At 70.4% G+C, this 14,823-nt stretch carries 16 protein-coding genes; 12 read left to right on the forward strand and 4 right to left on the reverse strand.

The genetic code is table 11. The annotated features are described in order from the left end of the window. The first annotated feature begins 9 nt into the window (after positions 1–9). Positions 10–1,110: a UDP-N-acetylmuramate dehydrogenase gene (locus tag AB0M73_RS12585; protein ID WP_363890390.1), complete on the forward strand. Its 1,101-nt coding sequence runs from the start codon at positions 10–12 to the stop codon at positions 1,108–1,110. A gap of 110 nt (positions 1,111–1,220) precedes the next feature. Then, the gene (locus AB0M73_RS12590) at positions 1,221–2,213 is read left to right on the forward strand and encodes a hypothetical protein (protein ID WP_363890393.1); all 993 of its coding nucleotides are present in this window, start codon (positions 1,221–1,223) and stop codon (positions 2,211–2,213) included. Positions 2,214–2,225: 12 nt separating this feature from the next. On the opposite strand, the gene AB0M73_RS12595 is transcribed toward AB0M73_RS12590, so the two are convergent. Further along, complete coding sequence (locus AB0M73_RS12595) at positions 2,226–2,963, reverse strand: SDR family NAD(P)-dependent oxidoreductase (RefSeq protein WP_043721263.1); 738 nt, start codon at positions 2,961–2,963, stop codon at positions 2,226–2,228. A gap of 147 nt (positions 2,964–3,110) precedes the next feature. Here AB0M73_RS12595 and AB0M73_RS12600 point away from each other — a divergent pair, with 147 nt between their 5' ends. The 9 genes from AB0M73_RS12600 (at position 3,111) to AB0M73_RS12640 (ending at position 12,141) form a co-directional block, all read left to right on the forward strand. Then, positions 3,111–4,274, forward strand: coding sequence for an Ig-like domain-containing protein (locus AB0M73_RS12600; protein WP_363890394.1), 1,164 nt, complete (start codon positions 3,111–3,113; stop codon positions 4,272–4,274). A 65-nt stretch (positions 4,275–4,339) separates the two neighbouring features. Next, positions 4,340–5,137: an alpha/beta hydrolase gene (locus AB0M73_RS12605; protein ID WP_363890396.1), complete on the forward strand. Its 798-nt coding sequence runs from the start codon at positions 4,340–4,342 to the stop codon at positions 5,135–5,137. A 10-nt stretch (positions 5,138–5,147) separates the two neighbouring features. Further along, positions 5,148–6,407, forward strand: coding sequence for a D-inositol-3-phosphate glycosyltransferase (mshA, locus tag AB0M73_RS12610; RefSeq protein WP_363890660.1), 1,260 nt, complete (start codon positions 5,148–5,150; stop codon positions 6,405–6,407). Next, positions 6,404–6,931 carry a YbjN domain-containing protein gene (locus AB0M73_RS12615; RefSeq protein ID WP_043721265.1) on the forward strand — a complete coding sequence of 176 codons (528 nt, stop codon included), beginning with the start codon at positions 6,404–6,406 and terminating at the stop codon, positions 6,929–6,931. The genes mshA and AB0M73_RS12615 overlap by 4 nt, the downstream gene beginning before the upstream one ends. A gap of 104 nt (positions 6,932–7,035) precedes the next feature. Then, complete coding sequence (locus tag AB0M73_RS12620) at positions 7,036–7,935, forward strand: DUF4349 domain-containing protein (RefSeq protein ID WP_363890397.1); 900 nt, start codon at positions 7,036–7,038, stop codon at positions 7,933–7,935. Between the two features lie 391 nt (positions 7,936–8,326). After that, complete coding sequence (locus tag AB0M73_RS12625) at positions 8,327–9,892, forward strand: AMP-binding protein (RefSeq protein ID WP_363890399.1); 1,566 nt, start codon at positions 8,327–8,329, stop codon at positions 9,890–9,892. Between the two features lie 167 nt (positions 9,893–10,059). Further along, positions 10,060–10,797: a Clp protease N-terminal domain-containing protein gene (locus tag AB0M73_RS12630; protein ID WP_363890400.1), complete on the forward strand. Its 738-nt coding sequence runs from the start codon at positions 10,060–10,062 to the stop codon at positions 10,795–10,797. Beyond that, positions 10,794–11,723 (forward strand): serine hydrolase, encoded by a 930-nt coding sequence (locus AB0M73_RS12635; protein ID WP_363890402.1) that lies wholly within the window; start codon positions 10,794–10,796, stop codon positions 11,721–11,723. The genes AB0M73_RS12630 and AB0M73_RS12635 overlap by 4 nt, the downstream gene beginning before the upstream one ends. 43 nt (positions 11,724–11,766) lie before the next feature. After that, positions 11,767–12,141 carry a hypothetical protein gene (locus AB0M73_RS12640; RefSeq protein WP_363890403.1) on the forward strand — a complete coding sequence of 125 codons (375 nt, stop codon included), beginning with the start codon at positions 11,767–11,769 and terminating at the stop codon, positions 12,139–12,141. 52 nt (positions 12,142–12,193) lie between these two features. Here AB0M73_RS12640 and AB0M73_RS12645 read toward each other — a convergent pair whose 3' ends face one another. Further along, positions 12,194–12,721: a GNAT family protein gene (locus tag AB0M73_RS12645; RefSeq protein ID WP_363890405.1), complete on the reverse strand. Its 528-nt coding sequence runs from the start codon at positions 12,719–12,721 to the stop codon at positions 12,194–12,196. A gap of 7 nt (positions 12,722–12,728) precedes the next feature. Further along, on the reverse strand, positions 12,729–13,151 hold the full coding sequence (locus tag AB0M73_RS12650) for a hypothetical protein (RefSeq protein ID WP_363890408.1): 423 nt from the start codon (positions 13,149–13,151) through the stop codon (positions 12,729–12,731). A 261-nt stretch (positions 13,152–13,412) separates the two neighbouring features. Here AB0M73_RS12650 and AB0M73_RS12655 point away from each other — a divergent pair, with 261 nt between their 5' ends. Continuing rightward, positions 13,413–13,616 carry a hypothetical protein gene (locus tag AB0M73_RS12655; RefSeq protein WP_043721283.1) on the forward strand — a complete coding sequence of 68 codons (204 nt, stop codon included), beginning with the start codon at positions 13,413–13,415 and terminating at the stop codon, positions 13,614–13,616. Positions 13,617–13,654: 38 nt separating this feature from the next. Here AB0M73_RS12655 and AB0M73_RS12660 read toward each other — a convergent pair whose 3' ends face one another. Then, positions 13,655–14,803 (reverse strand): hypothetical protein, encoded by a 1,149-nt coding sequence (locus tag AB0M73_RS12660; RefSeq protein ID WP_363890410.1) that lies wholly within the window; start codon positions 14,801–14,803, stop codon positions 13,655–13,657. Positions 14,804–14,823: the final 20 nt, after the last annotated feature.

Consider the following 14,823-nt stretch of genomic DNA (forward strand, 5'->3'; position numbering starts at 1 on the left):
AGGCTACCGTTGACGTCCGTGACCACCCCCCTGTCCAGCACCGAAGTTCGCACGTCCGTACCGCTGAGTCGGCACACGACGCTGCGGCTGGGCGGTCCGGCTGCCCGTTTCCTGCCGGCCACCAGCGCATCCGACGTCGTCGACGCGGTGCGGGCCGCCGATCAGGCGGGCGAGTCGCTGCTGCTGCTCGGGGGCGGGTCCAACGTGGTCGTCGCCGACGAGGGCTTCGCGGGCCTGGTCGTGCACATCGCGACCGAGGGGCGGTCCTTCGACCGGCTGGCCGACGGGCGGGTGGAGCTGACCATCGAGGCCGGCGAGGACTGGGACCGCACGGTCGCCTTCTCCGTGGAGCAGGGCCTCGGCGGGCTGGAGTGCCTGTCGGGCATCCCGGGCCAGGTCGGCGCGACGCCCGTGCAGAACGTCGGCGCGTACGGCGTGGAGATAGCCGACCTGCTGACCTCGGTGGACCTGTTGGACCGCCGCAGCGGCCGGGTGCACCAGGTGCAGGCCGAGGATCTGGGGCTGAGCTACCGGTCCAGCGTGCTCAAGGGCACCGACTCCGCCGTCGTGCTGCGGGCCCGGTTCGCGCTGCAGGACGGCGGCCGGTCCGCCCCCATTCGGTACGCGGAGCTGGCCCGGCTGCTCGATGTCGAGCTGGGGTCTCGTGTTCCCGTCGCCGACGCCCGCGCGGCCGTGCTGGAGCTGCGTCGGGGCAAGGGCATGGTGCTCGACCCCGAGGACCACGACACGTGGAGCGCGGGCTCGTTCTTCACCAACCCGATCGTCGACGACGCCGAGCTGCCGGGCGTGCTGGCCAAGATCGTGGCGCGGGTCGGCGCGGATGCGAAGGTGCCTCAGTACCCGGGCGGCCCCGGGCAGACCAAGCTCTCGGCGGCCTGGCTGATCGAGCGGGCCGGCTTCGGCAAGGGCCACCGGGCCGCCGACGGCCGGGTCTCGCTGTCCGGCAAGCACACGCTGGCCCTGACCAACCGGGGCGAGGCCTCCACCGGCGACCTGCTGGAGCTGGCCCGCGAGGTGCGCGACGGCGTGCTGACGGCGTTCGGCGTGCGGTTGCTGGCCGAGCCCGTGATGGTCGGCTGCCGGCTCTGACCAGGAACAACCCGTTCGGCCGCCGCTGAACGAGTGACAATGAGTCATCTGACACTCACCCCGCGTGTTTTCATGTTTTGAGGGGGACATGCGCTGGGGAGGAGGTCGCGATGACCACTGCGGACGAGCTGGTGCGGGCCGGAATCCGGCCGGTCAAGCGCCGGGTCGAGGTGGATCTGCTGTCCCGCCGGGGAGTCGTCGGCGTGGACATCGGCGAGAAGATCACCGGGGGCCGGCGCACCGGGCAGGTCGGCATCGTGGTGTACGTGCGGCGCAAGCACTCGGCGGTGCGGCCGGCCGACCTGGTGCCGGCCGAGATCGAGGGCATCGCGACCGACGTCGTCGACGATGACGTCGTGCTGCACCGAGCCCTGCTGGATGCCGAGTTCCCGCCCGCTCGTGGTGCGGAGCGACATCGTCAAGTGCTCGGCGGCATCAGCATGGGTCCATGGCGGACGGTTCTGCTGTCGCCGCCCGAGGCCCCGCGTCCCGGCGAGTACGCCATCGTCGGCACCCTGGGCGCGTTGGTGACCGACCGGACCGGCAACGGGCAGGTCATGGGGCTGACCACTTTTCACGCCGCGTGCGTGGACGACGCCTGGTCGGTCGGCGACGAGATGGTGCATCCGTCCCGTGTGGACAGTGGTGCCAGTCCTCGCGACACGGTTGGTTCACTGTGCCGCGCCGCGCTTTCCGGCTCCGTCGATGCCGCGGCCGTGCTGCTGACGCCCGGACGCGTATACCATCCGTCCATTGTGGACATCGGCGCGGTCACGGGACCCGCCGCCGCCGTGCGGGGGACCGTGGTGCGCAAACGCGGTCGCACCACGGGTTTGACCACCGGCCGCATCACGTCCGTCGACGCCACCGTGCTGCTGGACTACCGCGACGGCCTCGGCGTTCGGGTCCTGCGGGACCAGATCCGCATCGAGGCCGTCGGCGGTGTGCTGGGCGACTACGGCGATTCCGGCTCCGCCGTGGTCGATCCCGACAACCGGGTGGTCGGCCTCTACGTGGCCGGCAACCCCTCGGGCACGGTCGCTTTCGCCGGCCCCATCGGGAAAGTCCTCGACCAGCTGGACGTCGACCTGATCACCGACTAGTCGACCGGTGTCTCAGTCGCGGTGGGATCGCGTGGCCGAGGCCTGCGCCCGCGGCTTCATGACGATCTGGTCCAGGTTCACGTGCGGCGGCCGGGTCACCGCGAAGGCGATGACGTCCGCGACGTCGTCGGCCACCAGCGGCGTCAGGCCCTTGTACACGCCGGCCGCCCGGTCTGCGTCGCCGTCGAAGCGCACGACCGAGAACTCCGTCTCCACCAGGCCCGGCAGGACCTCGGTGAACCGGACCGGCTGGCCCAGTTCCTCGCCGCGCAGCGTGCGGTGCAGGGCCGACTGGGCGTGCTTGGCCGCGGTGTAACCCGCGCCGCCGTCGTAGATCTCCTGCGCGGCGATCGAGGTGACCGTGACGACGTGGCCGTTGCCGGAGGCGATCAGCTTGGGCAGCAGCGCCTTGGTCAGCCGCAGCGTGCCGATGACGTTGGTCTCCCACATCCGGCGCCAGTTGTCCTCGTCCGCGGCGTCCACGCGTTCGAGGCCGAAGGCCCCGCCCGCGTTGTTCACCAGGACGTTCGCCTCGGCGATCTGGTCGGTGAACGCCGCCACGGACTCGACGTCGGTCACGTCCAGCGACAGCGGCGTGCCGTCGATCTCGGCGGCGATCGCCTTGATCCGGTCGAAGCGGCGCGCGCCGAGCACGACGTGGAAGCCCTCGGCGGCCAGGCGGCGGGCGGTGGCCTCGCCGATGCCCGAGCTGGCTCCGGTGACGACTGCGATGGGGGGCTGAGTGCTCACGCCTTCGATCCTCTCGCCTGCGGCTGTATGCCCGCCACCGGTGGTCGGTGAGCAACCTCACAGGCACTTTCCGGTACCGATTCACATGATCAGACGTCGTCCTGATGGGGAGCAACGTGGGAGGCGATGGTGGGTACGGGTGCCCGGGTGAGAGCGGGTCTGGTGGTCGTGGCGGCGTTAGTGCTCGCGGGCTGTTCGGGCGGCGCGGGGCTGACGGCCATCGGCACAACTTCCGCCAAACCGCCTGCCCCGCCGGCCAAGCTGACGGCCACGCCGTTCGACGGGACCAAGGGGGTGACCGTCAACACGCCGGTGATCCTTACGGCGGTCGGCGGCACGGTCCGTGACATCAAGCTGGTCGACGCCGGCGGCAAGGCCGTCGAGGGTGTCGCGGCCCCCGACCGCGCGAGCTGGACCAACAGCGCGCCGCTGGACTTCGGGCAGACCTACACCTACAGCGGCGAGGCCGTGAACGCCGACGGCAAGGCCACCCCGCTGCACGGCAGCTTCACCACCGTCGCGCCGGGCACGCTGATCCGCGGCTCGCTCAACCTGGACGACGGCGCCACCGTCGGCGTGGCCGCGCCGATCGTGCTCCAGTTCGCCGGGCACGTCGACGAGAAGGCCCGGGCCGCCGTGGAGAAGGCCCTGACCGTGAAGTCCGACCAGGGCGACGTCGGGGCCTGGGGTTGGCTGCCCGACAACGACCAGGGCTCGCGCGTGCACTACCGGACCCAGGAGTACTGGAAGGCCGGCAGCAAGGTCTCCGTGGCCGCCAACCTGTACGGGGTGCCCCTGGGCGCCGACAACTACGGCAAGGCCAACCTGACCCTGGGCTTCACCATCGGCCGGTCCCAGATCGTGCGGGCCGACGTGAACTCGCACAGGATGACCGTGATCCGGGACGGCGCCACCGTCGCCACCTACGAGGCCAGCATGGGCTCCGGCGCGAGCCAGGACCGGGTCACCCGGTCCGGCACCCACATCGTGACCGAGAAGTGGCAGGACAAGGACATGTCCAACCCGCCGTACTACGAGCACGCCCACGAGCGCTGGGCGGTGCGGATCTCCAACAACGGCGAGTTCATCCACGCCAACCCCAACACCGTGGGTGAGCAGGGCAACAGCAATGTCACCCACGGCTGCGTCAACCTGTCCACCGCCGACGCCCAGGCCTACTTCGGCACCGCCATGTACGGCGACCCCGTCGAGGTCACGGGCTCGGACGTGGCCCTGTCGGCCGCCGACGGCGACCTCTACGACTGGGCCATGACCTGGGCCGCCTGGCAGGGCCTCTCGGCGCTGCGCTGAGGAGTTCGGACTGTGTCTGTTCGGGAAGAACTCGCCGCACCTTGGACGTTGACGACGTTGTGAGGGTGACGAGTGCCGACGGGACCGAGCTCGCCTGCCACGTGTCGGGACCGCAGGACGCGCCACCCGTGGTGCTGATCCACGGGTGGTCGGCCGCGGCGAGCAGCTGGGGCGATGTCGGGGCCGACCGTTTGCGAACTTTTGCCGTCGACCTTCGCGGCCACGGTTCGTCCGACCGCCCGGCCTCCGGCTACCGCTCGTCCGAGGTGTGGGCCGCCGACGTGGCCACCGTCCTCGATCTTGTCGGCGAGCCCGCCGTGCTGGTGGGCTGGTCCTACGGCGGGCTGGTCATCGCCGACTACCTGCGTCACTTCGGCTCCGCCGGGGTGGCCGGCATCGTGTTCGTCGGCGCCATCACCGAGATCGGCCGCCACCCCGGCGGCCGCGTCGGGCCGGCCATGCGGGCCGCCCTGCCGGCGGCCCTGTCCGAGGACGCCGACATCGCCGTGCCCGCCCTGCTGGAGCTGACCCGGCACATGACCGCGACGCCGCTGACCGGCGCCGCCCTCCAGGCCGGCCTCTCGGCGCCGTTGAGCGTGCCGCCGTTCGTGCGGGCCGAGATGTTCCAACGTGACGTCGACAACGCCGACCTCCTGCGGTCCGTCGACGTGCCCACACTGTTCATCCACGGCGCCGCCGACGCCGTGGTGGACGCCCGGGCCACCGAGTACGCCGCCGGGCTCGTTCCCGGCGCTGAGACCCGCATTTACGACGGCGTCGGGCACATGCCGTTCGCGGAACGTGCCTCGGAATTCAGCACCGACCTGGCCGCGTTCGTGGCCTCGACGAAGGCAGGATCCTGACGTGACTTCCCTGCACCGGGTGGCCGTGCTCTCCGTGCACACCTCGCCGCTGGAACAGCCCGGCACCGGCGACGCCGGCGGCATGAACGTCTACATCGCCCAGACCGCCCGGCGGATGGCCGACCGGGGCATCGCCGTCGAGGTCTTCACCCGGGCCACCTCCTCCGACCTGCCGCCCGTCGCCGAACTGGCGCCCGGCGTCACCGTCCGGCACATCGTCTCCGGGCCGTTCGAGGGCCTGGCCAAGGACGAGCTGCCCGGCCAGCTCTGCGCATTCACCGCCGGAGTGCTGCGGGCCGAGGCCCGGCACGAGCCCGGCTACTACGACGCCCTGCACTCCCACTACTGGTTGTCCGGGCAGGTCGGCTGGCTGGCCCGTGAGCGCTGGGGCGTGCCCCTCGTGCACACCGCGCACACGTTGGCCAAGGTCAAGAACGCCGCCCTCGCCCTCGGCGACACCCCCGAGCCCCGGATGCGGGTCATCGGCGAGGAGCAGGTCGTCGCCGAGGCCGACCGCCTGATCGCCAACACCGACGTCGAAGCCGGGGAGCTCGTGTCCCTCTACGACGCCGACCCGACCAAGGTCCTCACCGTGCCGCCCGGCGTCGACCTCGAGCGCTTCACCCCCGGCAGCCAGGCCGCCGCCCGGCTCGCCCTCGACCTTCCGCTGGACGCCGTCGTGCTGACCTTCGTCGGCCGCATCCAGCCCCTGAAGGCCCCCGACGTGCTGCTCCGTGCCGCCGCCTCGATGCTCGTCGCGGACCCCTCGCTGCGTTCGCGGCTCGTGGTCCTGGTCGTCGGGGGTCCTTCCGGTTCCGGTCTGGAGCAGCCCAAGGCCCTCCAGGAGCTGGCCGTCGAGCTCGACATCCTCGACGTCGTCCGCTTCATGCCGCCCCAGCGTGGCGAGTCGTTGGCCCAGGTCTACCGGGCCTCCGACGTCGTCGCCGTGCCCAGCCACAACGAGTCCTTCGGCCTGGTCGCCCTGGAGGCCCAGGCCTGCGGAACCCCCGTCGTCGCCGCCGCCGTCGGCGGGCTGCCCATCGCCGTCGTCGACGACGTCACCGGCCGTCTCGTCGGCTCCCACTCCGCGGACGACTGGGCCCGCGTCCTCGGCGACGTCGCCTCCCGTCGTGAGGACTTCGCCCGCAACGCCGTCGGCCACGCCCGCCGTTTCTCCTGGGACCGCACCACCGATGCCCTCCTGGCCGGGTACTCCTCGGCGCGGCGTGATTTCCTGTCGGAGGTGCGACGACGGGAGGTGACGGTGTGACCGCCACACTGGACGAGCTGGACGCTGTGATCGCTTCCGCCTTGCGGGACAGCGGCATTTCCTACGACCGCCGTGGTCCCGGGCGCTACTTCCTGTCCCTGCCCGGCACCAAGAAGCTCCAGACCAACTGCTGGCTCATCGTCACCGACCACGCCCTGCTCGTCGAGGCCTTCGTCTGCCGCCGCCCCGACGAGTCCTTCGAGGCCGTCTACCGCTTCCTGTTGCGCCGCAACGCCCGTCTCTACGGCGTGCACTACACCCTCGACGACCGCGGCGACATCTACCTCGTCGGCCGCATCGGCCTCCACGCCGTCACCCCCGACGAGCTCGACCGCCTCCTCGGCCAGGTCCTCGAGGCCGCCGACGGCGACTTCAACCCCCTGTTGGAGATCGGCTTCGCCGGCGCCATCCGCCGCGAATGGGACTGGCGCGTCTCCCGCGGCGAGTCCCTGGCCAACCTCAGCGCCTTCCAGCACCTCATCGGCGCCGCCGGCGACCACCCCGCCGTAGCCGACGAGAGCTGACGGGCAGCTTTCTTCCGGGCGAGTCCCGATCGTGACGTTCCGCCCGCAACGCCTGACCCTGCCTCCTCCGTCCCCTGGACGAATCCGAGAAGGGGAGGCGCAGGATGTCCCGTACCCGAAGAACACTGGCCGTTGTCACCGTCGCTGGAGCATTGCTCGCCGGCACTGTGCTCGCCGGCTGTTCCGCCGGCTCCAGCAGCAACACCGGCATGTCGGCCGTCGCCCCGAACAGCGCCGGCGGGTCGAGCGGCGGCGACTCGGCCAAGGCGCCACAGGTCAACGGCGCCCAACCGGGTAGCCAGTCCGGCGCCCAGTCCACGGCGCTGCCCGCCGCCGACGGCCGGCAGATCGTCCGCACGGCCACCATCAGCCTCAAGGCCAAGAAGACCGTCACCGAGGCCGTGACCGGCATTCGGCAGGCCGCCACGGCCGCCGGCGGCTACTCCAGCGACGAGAACTCCAGCGACGACCACGGCTCCCTCACCCTCAAGGTGCCCGCCGACAAGCTGGAGTCCGTGCTCGACCAGCTGCGATCCTTCGGCGACATCACCTCACGGGTCGAGCACACGCAGGACGTCACCGACGAGATGGTCGACGTGACCAGCCGGCTGGCTACTCAGCGTGCCAGCGTCGACCGCGTACGGGCGTTGATGGACAAGGCGTCGTCACTCAGCGACATCACCGCGTTGGAGAGCGAGCTGACCAAACGCGAGGCCGATCTCGAGTCCCTCGAACAGCGCCACGACTCCCTCGCCGCCCAGGTCGCCATGTCCACCGTGACCGTGGAAGTCAGCCGCACCGACACTCCCGCGCCTCCGCCCGAGGATCAGGCCAGCTTCCTCAGCGCACTCGCCGGCGGGTGGCACGCCCTGATTGCCACCCTCAACGGGATCGGCGTCGGTCTTGGCGCCCTGCTGCCGTTCGTGCTGGTCATCGGGATTCCCGCTGCCGTGGTGTACCTGGTGATCCGTCGTCGGAAGGCCAGGCCGCAGGCGGCGCCGTGAGGTGAACCGTGGGACGGTCCCGGGTCGAAGGGGAGTCGAGGCCCCGGGCCGTCCCACGTCAATTCACCCGCCGCGGCGGCGGTCCTGGGCGAGGGGGTGCCGCAGGGGGCCGTAGCGGGTCGGCGGTTCGACGGGGGGACGAACCGCACCGCACTCGCCGGATCGGGGAGTGTGAGAGCCGATCCGGTGGGCGAAGACAACTTCGCAGACCGATAATGCCCACCACAAGTAGATTCGCTACTCCATCAGTGTGAATCACGATGGAGTGTCGTAACGACGGTCCTTGCGGGAACAACATCAAGGTCGACTCGCGTGTGGGCTCGCTCACCACCGGTGCGCGTGGCAGGGTCCTCAGGGTCGCAGGTGTCGAAGCGAGCAAGGCAGGGTCGCCATGGTCTTTCGCAGTTCCCATCCCGATGTCGACATCCCCACGCAGCCCGTGCACGAGCTGATCTTCCGGGGCCTGTCCGAGAAGGCCGACCGACCCGCGCTGATCGACGGGATCAGCGGCCTCACCGTCACCTACGGCGAGTTCGCCGCCGCCGTCGACCGCCTCGCCGCCGCGCTGGCCGAGCGGGGCGTCGTCAAGGGCGATGTCATCGGCATCTTCGCCCCCAACAGCCCCGCCTACGCCATCACCCTGCACGGCGTCCTGCGGGCCGGCGCCGTCGCCACCACCGCCAACGCGCTCTACACCGCCGAGGAAGTCGCCGGCCAGCTCACCGACGCCGGCGCGAAGTCGCTGTTCACCGTCTCCGCCTTCCTCGACCGCGCCACCGCCGCCGCCAAGCTGGCCGGCATCACCGACGTGTTCGTGTTCGACAAGGCCGACGGGCACACCAGCCTCTCCGACCTGCTCGCCAGCACCGCCCCCGCGCCGTCGATCTCCTTCGACACCGCCGAGGACCTCGCCGTGCTGCCCTACTCCTCGGGCACCACCGGCCGGGCCAAGGGCGTCATGCTCACCCACCGGGCCCTGGTCGCCAACATCGTGCAGACCGACGCCATGGTCGACAGCTCCGCCATCAAGCGGGTGCTGGCCGTGCTGCCGTTCTTCCACATCTACGGCATGCAGGTCACCCTCAACCACGCGTTGGCCATCGGCGCCACCGTCGTCACCATGCCCAAGTTCGACCTCGTCGAGTTCCTCCGGGTCATCGCCGAGCACCGCACCGACCGCGTCTACATCGCGCCGCCCGTCGCCGTCGCCCTGGCCAAGCACCCCATCGTCGACTCCTACGACCTGTCGGCCATGAAGGTCCTCTTCTCCGGCGCCGCGCCCTTGGACGAGGAGCTCGCCGAGGCCGTCCACAAGCGCCTGGGCTGCAACATCAAGCAGGGCTACGGCATGACCGAGATGAGCCCCGTCAGCCACATCATCCCCGACACCCGCGACGACATCGCCATCGGAACCGTGGGGCTCATCGTCGCCAACATGGAGAACAAGATCGTCGACCTCACCACCGGCGACGAACTCGGCCCCGGCGAACGCGGCGAGCTCTGGTGCAAGGGGCCCAACGTCATGAAGGGCTACCTCAACAACCCCGAGGCCACCGCCGCCACCCTCGACTCCGACGGCTTCCTCCACACCGGCGACGTCGCCGTCATCGACGAGAACGGCATCGTCAGCATCGTCGACCGGGTCAAGGAGCTCATCAAGTACAAGGGCTACCAGGTTCCCCCCGCCGAGCTCGAGGCCCTGCTCCTCACCCACCCCCAGATCGCCGACGCCGCCGTCATCGGCGTCCACGACGCCGAGGGCGAGGAGGTCCCCAAGGCCTTCGTCGTCCCCCAGCCCTCCGCCACCCTCACCGCCGCCGACGTCATGACCTTCGTCGCCGACCGCGTCGCCCCCCACAAGAAGGTCCGCGTCGTCGAATTCCTCGACGCCATCCCCAAATCCGCCTCCGGCAAGATCCTCCGCAAGGACCTCCGGGCCCGGGAGACGGCCAAGTAGTCCCATTCCACCCCCCACGGCCCTCGGCGCTTCGCCGAGGGTCCGTCGGCGTCCGGTGATTGCCCGCCGCGTCCCTAGGGCAGCTCGTCGGTTTGGCGGCGTCGACGAGCCCTTGGCTATGTCAACTGATCCGTTGACATCTGTCGGCTGTCAACTAGCATGTTGACATGCCTGAGATGCCTACTCTGCCTGAGCTTGTCGGCTTGGTGCTCCTTGACGGCATCGCTGAGCCGCGCGATCCGGTGCGGCAGATCGCTGCGGCGGAGCGGATCGCCGGTGAGCTCAGCGCTCTCGGGGAAAGCCTGGTGGGCTTCTTCGTGGAGATGGCACGGGCCGAGGGGTGTTCGTGGACGGACATCGGCGCGCCCCGCGGCCTCAGTCGGCAAGGGGCGCAACAGCGGTATGCGCCGTTGATGGCGCAGCTGACTATCGACGATCTCATCCGCACGGGAGTCCTGGAGCGGTTTGACGACGGTGCGCTCGGGTGCCTTCGCCACGCCCAGGGGCGCGCGCAGCGGCTGGGCCATGATGCGGTGGACAGCGGGGATCTTCTGCTTGCGGTACTTGATGATCCGGCGGGGTTGGCCGGCGACGTCATCCGCGCGCTCGGCGCCGATCCGGCGGAGGTTCGCGCGGCCCTCGGGCTTGAGGCGGACGATGACGGGCCGGCCGCGGCGGACGGCCTCGCGCGGCCGGCGATCGGCCCGGACGTCCGCCGGGCGATCGACGGTGCGGTCGCGGAGGCGCACGGCCACGGCGTCACCGCGGGACACCTCTTCCTCGGCCTCCTGCGCGCACCGGGCAGCCGCGCCGGTCAGGTGCTCACGGCTCACGGGGTGACCAGGCAGGCGGCGCTCGCCCAGGTGCTCGGGCTCGCCGGACGTCCGACGGGGGACCAGGCATGACGGCTCTGCAGAAGGTCGTCGACGCGCTCGACGCCCTGCCGACCACGGCCTTTCTCGCGCTCGACCGGGGCCGGGTCGTGCTCGATCACGGCGCGACGGCCGTGCCGTCGTATCTGGCCTCAGCACGGAAAAGCGTCCTGTCCGTCCTCTATGGACCGGCGGTCGCCGCCGGAACGATCCGGCTCGACGCGACCCTCGACGAGCTCGGCATCGACGACATCGGCGGCCTGCTGCCGCAGGAGCGCCGCGCCACGGTGCGTGATCTGCTGACGTCGAGCTCCGGCGTCTATCACCCGCCGGCCACCGTGGCCGGCCCCGAGCGGGACGGGCCGGCTCGGGGCTCACAGCGGCCGGGAGTGTTGTTCCACTACAACAACTGGGACTTCAACGCCCTCGGCACGATCTACGAGCGGTGCACCGGACGGTCCGTCTTCGACGCGCTCGCCGAGGACCTGGCCGCGCCGCTCGGCTTCGACGACTTCGACCCGGGCCGCCAGCGACTGCTGGGCCGCGCGGACGTGTCCGAGCACCTCGCCCACCACTTCTTCCTTTCTGCCCGCGACCTCGGGCGGATCGGCGCGATGATGCTGCAACACGGTCAATGGGATGGCCGACAGGTGGTGCCCGAGTCGTGGGTGGCCGAGAGCACGTCGGTCCAGGTCGACCGCGGCGCCGGGGTGCAACTCGACTACGGCTACCTCTGGTGGCTCCCAAGGTTGTTGGGGCGCGGGTCTTTCCTGGCGATCGGCAACTTCGGCCAGTACCTGCTCTGCGCGCCGCCCGGGCTGGTGATCGTGCACCAGCGGGCCGTGCCCGACGACGTCGTCCTTGCCCGCTCTCAGGGTTCGGAGCCGCCGGTTCCGGTCGACACCGTGAGTCCACAGCAGTTCATGAAGGTGGCACTGATGGTGCGGGCCGCACTATGAGGTGGCGGGCTGAGTCGTCGCTGGGCGGAGCGATACTTCTGTGATGGACACGCCTGCGTCGTCGGAAAACGTCCAACAGGGCTGGGACGAACCCTGGTATCGCGTTCGCACGGACCGCTTCGAGGCGTCCTTCCTGCCGAACCCTGATGACGATCTGGACGCCGTGTGCGACATCGATGTCGTGGTTGTGCTGGCGGACGGATCGCGATGGACCGCGACGATGTTCACGCTCGAGGCGGTCGACCGGCTGATGGAGAAGTGGGCCCGCAGCGGTGAAGCCCTTGGCGGCCGCTTCTTCTGGTGCTCCGACGGCCTGATCGTCCGTGAGCCCGGCATCGAGAACATGGTCCAGGTGATCGGTGGCCTCCTCGACATCGAGGAGTTCGGCGACGTCTTCCGACGGTGCGAAGCCGAGTGATCAACGACCGCGTCATTTCGAAAACCCTTGCTGCCAAGGGGATTGAGCTCGTTCACCGGGGGACCCACTCGTCTTCCAGGATGCTGAACATCAGGGAGTCGCGCCAGCCGTCGCGGAGCAGGAGGGTGTGGCGGAGGCGGCCTTCGTAGGTCAGGCCCAGTTTGCGGAGGACGGCGGCGGAGCCGAGATTGCGGGGGTCGCAGGTGGCGTGGACGCGGTGCAGGCGGAGCTGGGAGAAGCCGATGGCCAGCAAGGCATGCCCGACGGAGGTGCCCAGACCACGGCCCCAGAGGTCGGGGTGGATGCCGTAGGCGATCTCGCCCTGACGATGGTCACGGCTGTGGAGGCGGATCTCGCCGGAGCCGATGGGGTGGCCGTCCACCAAGGCCATGTACACCCAACGTTCCCGCGGCGTGCGGGACCAAGCGGCGATCGCGGCCTGCACGTGTGCCCGCGACTGCTCCTCGGTATTGGGGCCCCAGGGCTGGAAACGGCAGAACTGCGGCAAGCGGCCCCAGGAATGCACCGCTGGCCAGTCATTGAACGTCATCGGCCGCAAGGTCAACGCGGGGGCGGTCATGACGTGATCAGTCCCAGTGGTTGAAGAGGAGTTCGCCGACGGTGGCGGGGCGCCAGTGGCGGATCTGGCGGTGCTCGGCCTCGTCCAACAGGGAGAGGTCGGCGCGGGCGAGGGGAGTCGCCAAGGCCTCGGCGGTCAGGGTGTCGAAACCGAAGAACGAGGAGGAGAGGTCGGGGCGGGAGAGGAAGGAGCCGTCGAAGGGCACGGGGGCGAAGGCGATCAAGGGCAGCGAGGCGTGGCAGACGACGCCGAGGTCGCCGGAGGGGAGCCGGAGGGTCAAGAGGTGGAAGTTGGGGGTGGGGCCGGCGGGGTGGAAATCGAGGACGTGGCCGACGGAATGTGCCATGGCCTTGAAGGCGCGGAGGTCGACGGGCGCGAGGGGTGGGGAGTCCACATGCCGGAAACCGGTGGCGCCGCGAGGGAGCTGCACGGTGCCGACGATAGACACGTGACGACGGCGTGAGCGACCGAGAAACGCAGCTGAGGAAGGTGGCCGGGTAAAGGGACTGCCCCGGACCAGGGGGGTGGGTTCCGGGGCAGTCGGTGCCCGCCTCCGTCATGGGGGGAGGGACGGGGCGTGCCCCATCAGGGTACGTCCATCGGGCGAGTTTCACCGGATCGGCGGGCAATTGCCGGTATCGCTGCTGATCAACGCGTTGTACCGTGCGGGGCATGGTGTCTGCGATCTGACATGGGCGGCGACGAGGAGAACGAGGAGCTGCTCCCGGACTACCGCGAACCACGCACGGTGTGTCACCTGTGCGGGGGCGTGGGCGAGATCGCGCACCCGGTGCTGGGTGTCCTCGGCGGCGTGCCGAGGACGGTGAACGCGGGACGCGTCTGTTACCTCTGTGAGGGGGACTCGGCGCTGCCGGGGCTGTGCCCGCCGCTGTGACGAACAAGGAAAACGCCACGGCGTAACCGGTTTCGAGGTCAGCTGACGTCGGCGGGGAACAGTCGAGGGGCGTACTCGGGCATCGACGAGCCGACGGCGGTGGGCACGCCGCTGACCAGGTCCAGGGACTGGAGCTGGGTGGTGACGGGCTGATGGATGCTCACGGGGTGGCTGTGCCGCAACAGGTAGAGCCGGCCGGGGTGGCGCGCGGAGAACGCGAGGCCGGCGATGGACGGCAGCGTCACGTCGAGCAGGGAGTAGGTGCGGCGGGCGCCGCCGGCAAGGTCGACGGTGATGACCTGGGTGGGCACGCCGGGCGACGGCGCGGAGACGCCGAAGGCGACGGACCGGCCGCCCGGTGAGAGAGCGCCGGGGGAGGAAAGACCGGCGAACCAGGCGTCGGGGAGCAGGGTGAACTGCCCACGGCGAAGCAGCCAGTAGCCGGCGAAGGTGTGCACGAGGGCGACGCCGTCGGAGCTGAGCTGGAGGCCGTCGGCGATGCTGCCGTCGGGGGCTTGTAGGGGCGAGAACTGGCCGCCGCGAACCGCGGAGACGATGGTGCCGGACTCGGTGGCGGAGTACAGCCGGTCGTCGCCGTAGGCCAGGGGGAAGTAGATGTCGGAGACGCCGAAACGAAGGGCGCCCTCGTACTGCAGGGCCAGCGAACCGAGACCGCCGAGGGCGGCGGGGTAGGTGCCGAGCACACGGGGACGGCCGTATCCGAACGCTGGGTGACCGCGGAGGATGTGGTCGCCGGCGACCGACTCCACCGTGATGATCTCGGTGCCGGACGGGTCCAGGTCGACGGGCACCTCGCCGGCGTGCACGGTCAGGTGCAGAGGAACGACCCAGGTGGCCTCGGCGGGACCGATGCCGAGGGTGAGAGTCCTTGTGCCGTCGGCATTGTCGACGTCGAGATCGAGGGCGTCGAACAGGAAGCGCGAGCCGCCACGGGAGGCGCCGCTGACGAAGGCGGAGGAGCTGACCGAGGACCCGAAGCGGAGGGAACGGGGCACCCGGTTGTCCTCGACGCGGACGCGGCCGTCGGAGCCGTAGACACGGAGCGTGGTGCCGCCGACCTCGTAGTGCTCGGCGGCGCCGAGCACGTGCTCCACCGACAGGGGCGTCGCCTGAGCGACGCCGGAGCTGATCAGGAGCAGGGCGGCCACAGCCGGCAGGAGCCTCACGGGAGGTGACGGTAGTGGAT

It is taken from the genome of Kutzneria sp. NPDC051319 (assembly GCF_040682195.1).
In the GTDB taxonomy this organism is placed as follows: domain Bacteria; phylum Actinomycetota; class Actinomycetes; order Mycobacteriales; family Pseudonocardiaceae; genus Kutzneria.

Coding starts and splice junctions, on each gene's coding strand:
- AB0M73_RS12590 (WP_363890393.1), top strand. CDS start 1,221: ATGACCACTGCGGACGAGCTGGTGCGGGCCGGAATCCGGCCGGTCAAG.
- AB0M73_RS12620 (WP_363890397.1), top strand. CDS start 7,036: ATGTCCCGTACCCGAAGAACACTGGCCGTTGTCACCGTCGCTGGAGCA.
- AB0M73_RS12625 (WP_363890399.1), top strand. CDS start 8,327: ATGGTCTTTCGCAGTTCCCATCCCGATGTCGACATCCCCACGCAGCCC.
- AB0M73_RS12630 (WP_363890400.1), top strand. CDS start 10,060: ATGCCTGAGATGCCTACTCTGCCTGAGCTTGTCGGCTTGGTGCTCCTT.
- AB0M73_RS12635 (WP_363890402.1), top strand. CDS start 10,794: ATGACGGCTCTGCAGAAGGTCGTCGACGCGCTCGACGCCCTGCCGACC.
- AB0M73_RS12640 (WP_363890403.1), top strand. CDS start 11,767: ATGGACACGCCTGCGTCGTCGGAAAACGTCCAACAGGGCTGGGACGAA.
- AB0M73_RS12645 (WP_363890405.1), bottom strand. CDS start 12,721: ATGACCGCCCCCGCGTTGACCTTGCGGCCGATGACGTTCAATGACTGG.
- AB0M73_RS12655 (WP_043721283.1), top strand. CDS start 13,413: ATGGGCGGCGACGAGGAGAACGAGGAGCTGCTCCCGGACTACCGCGAA.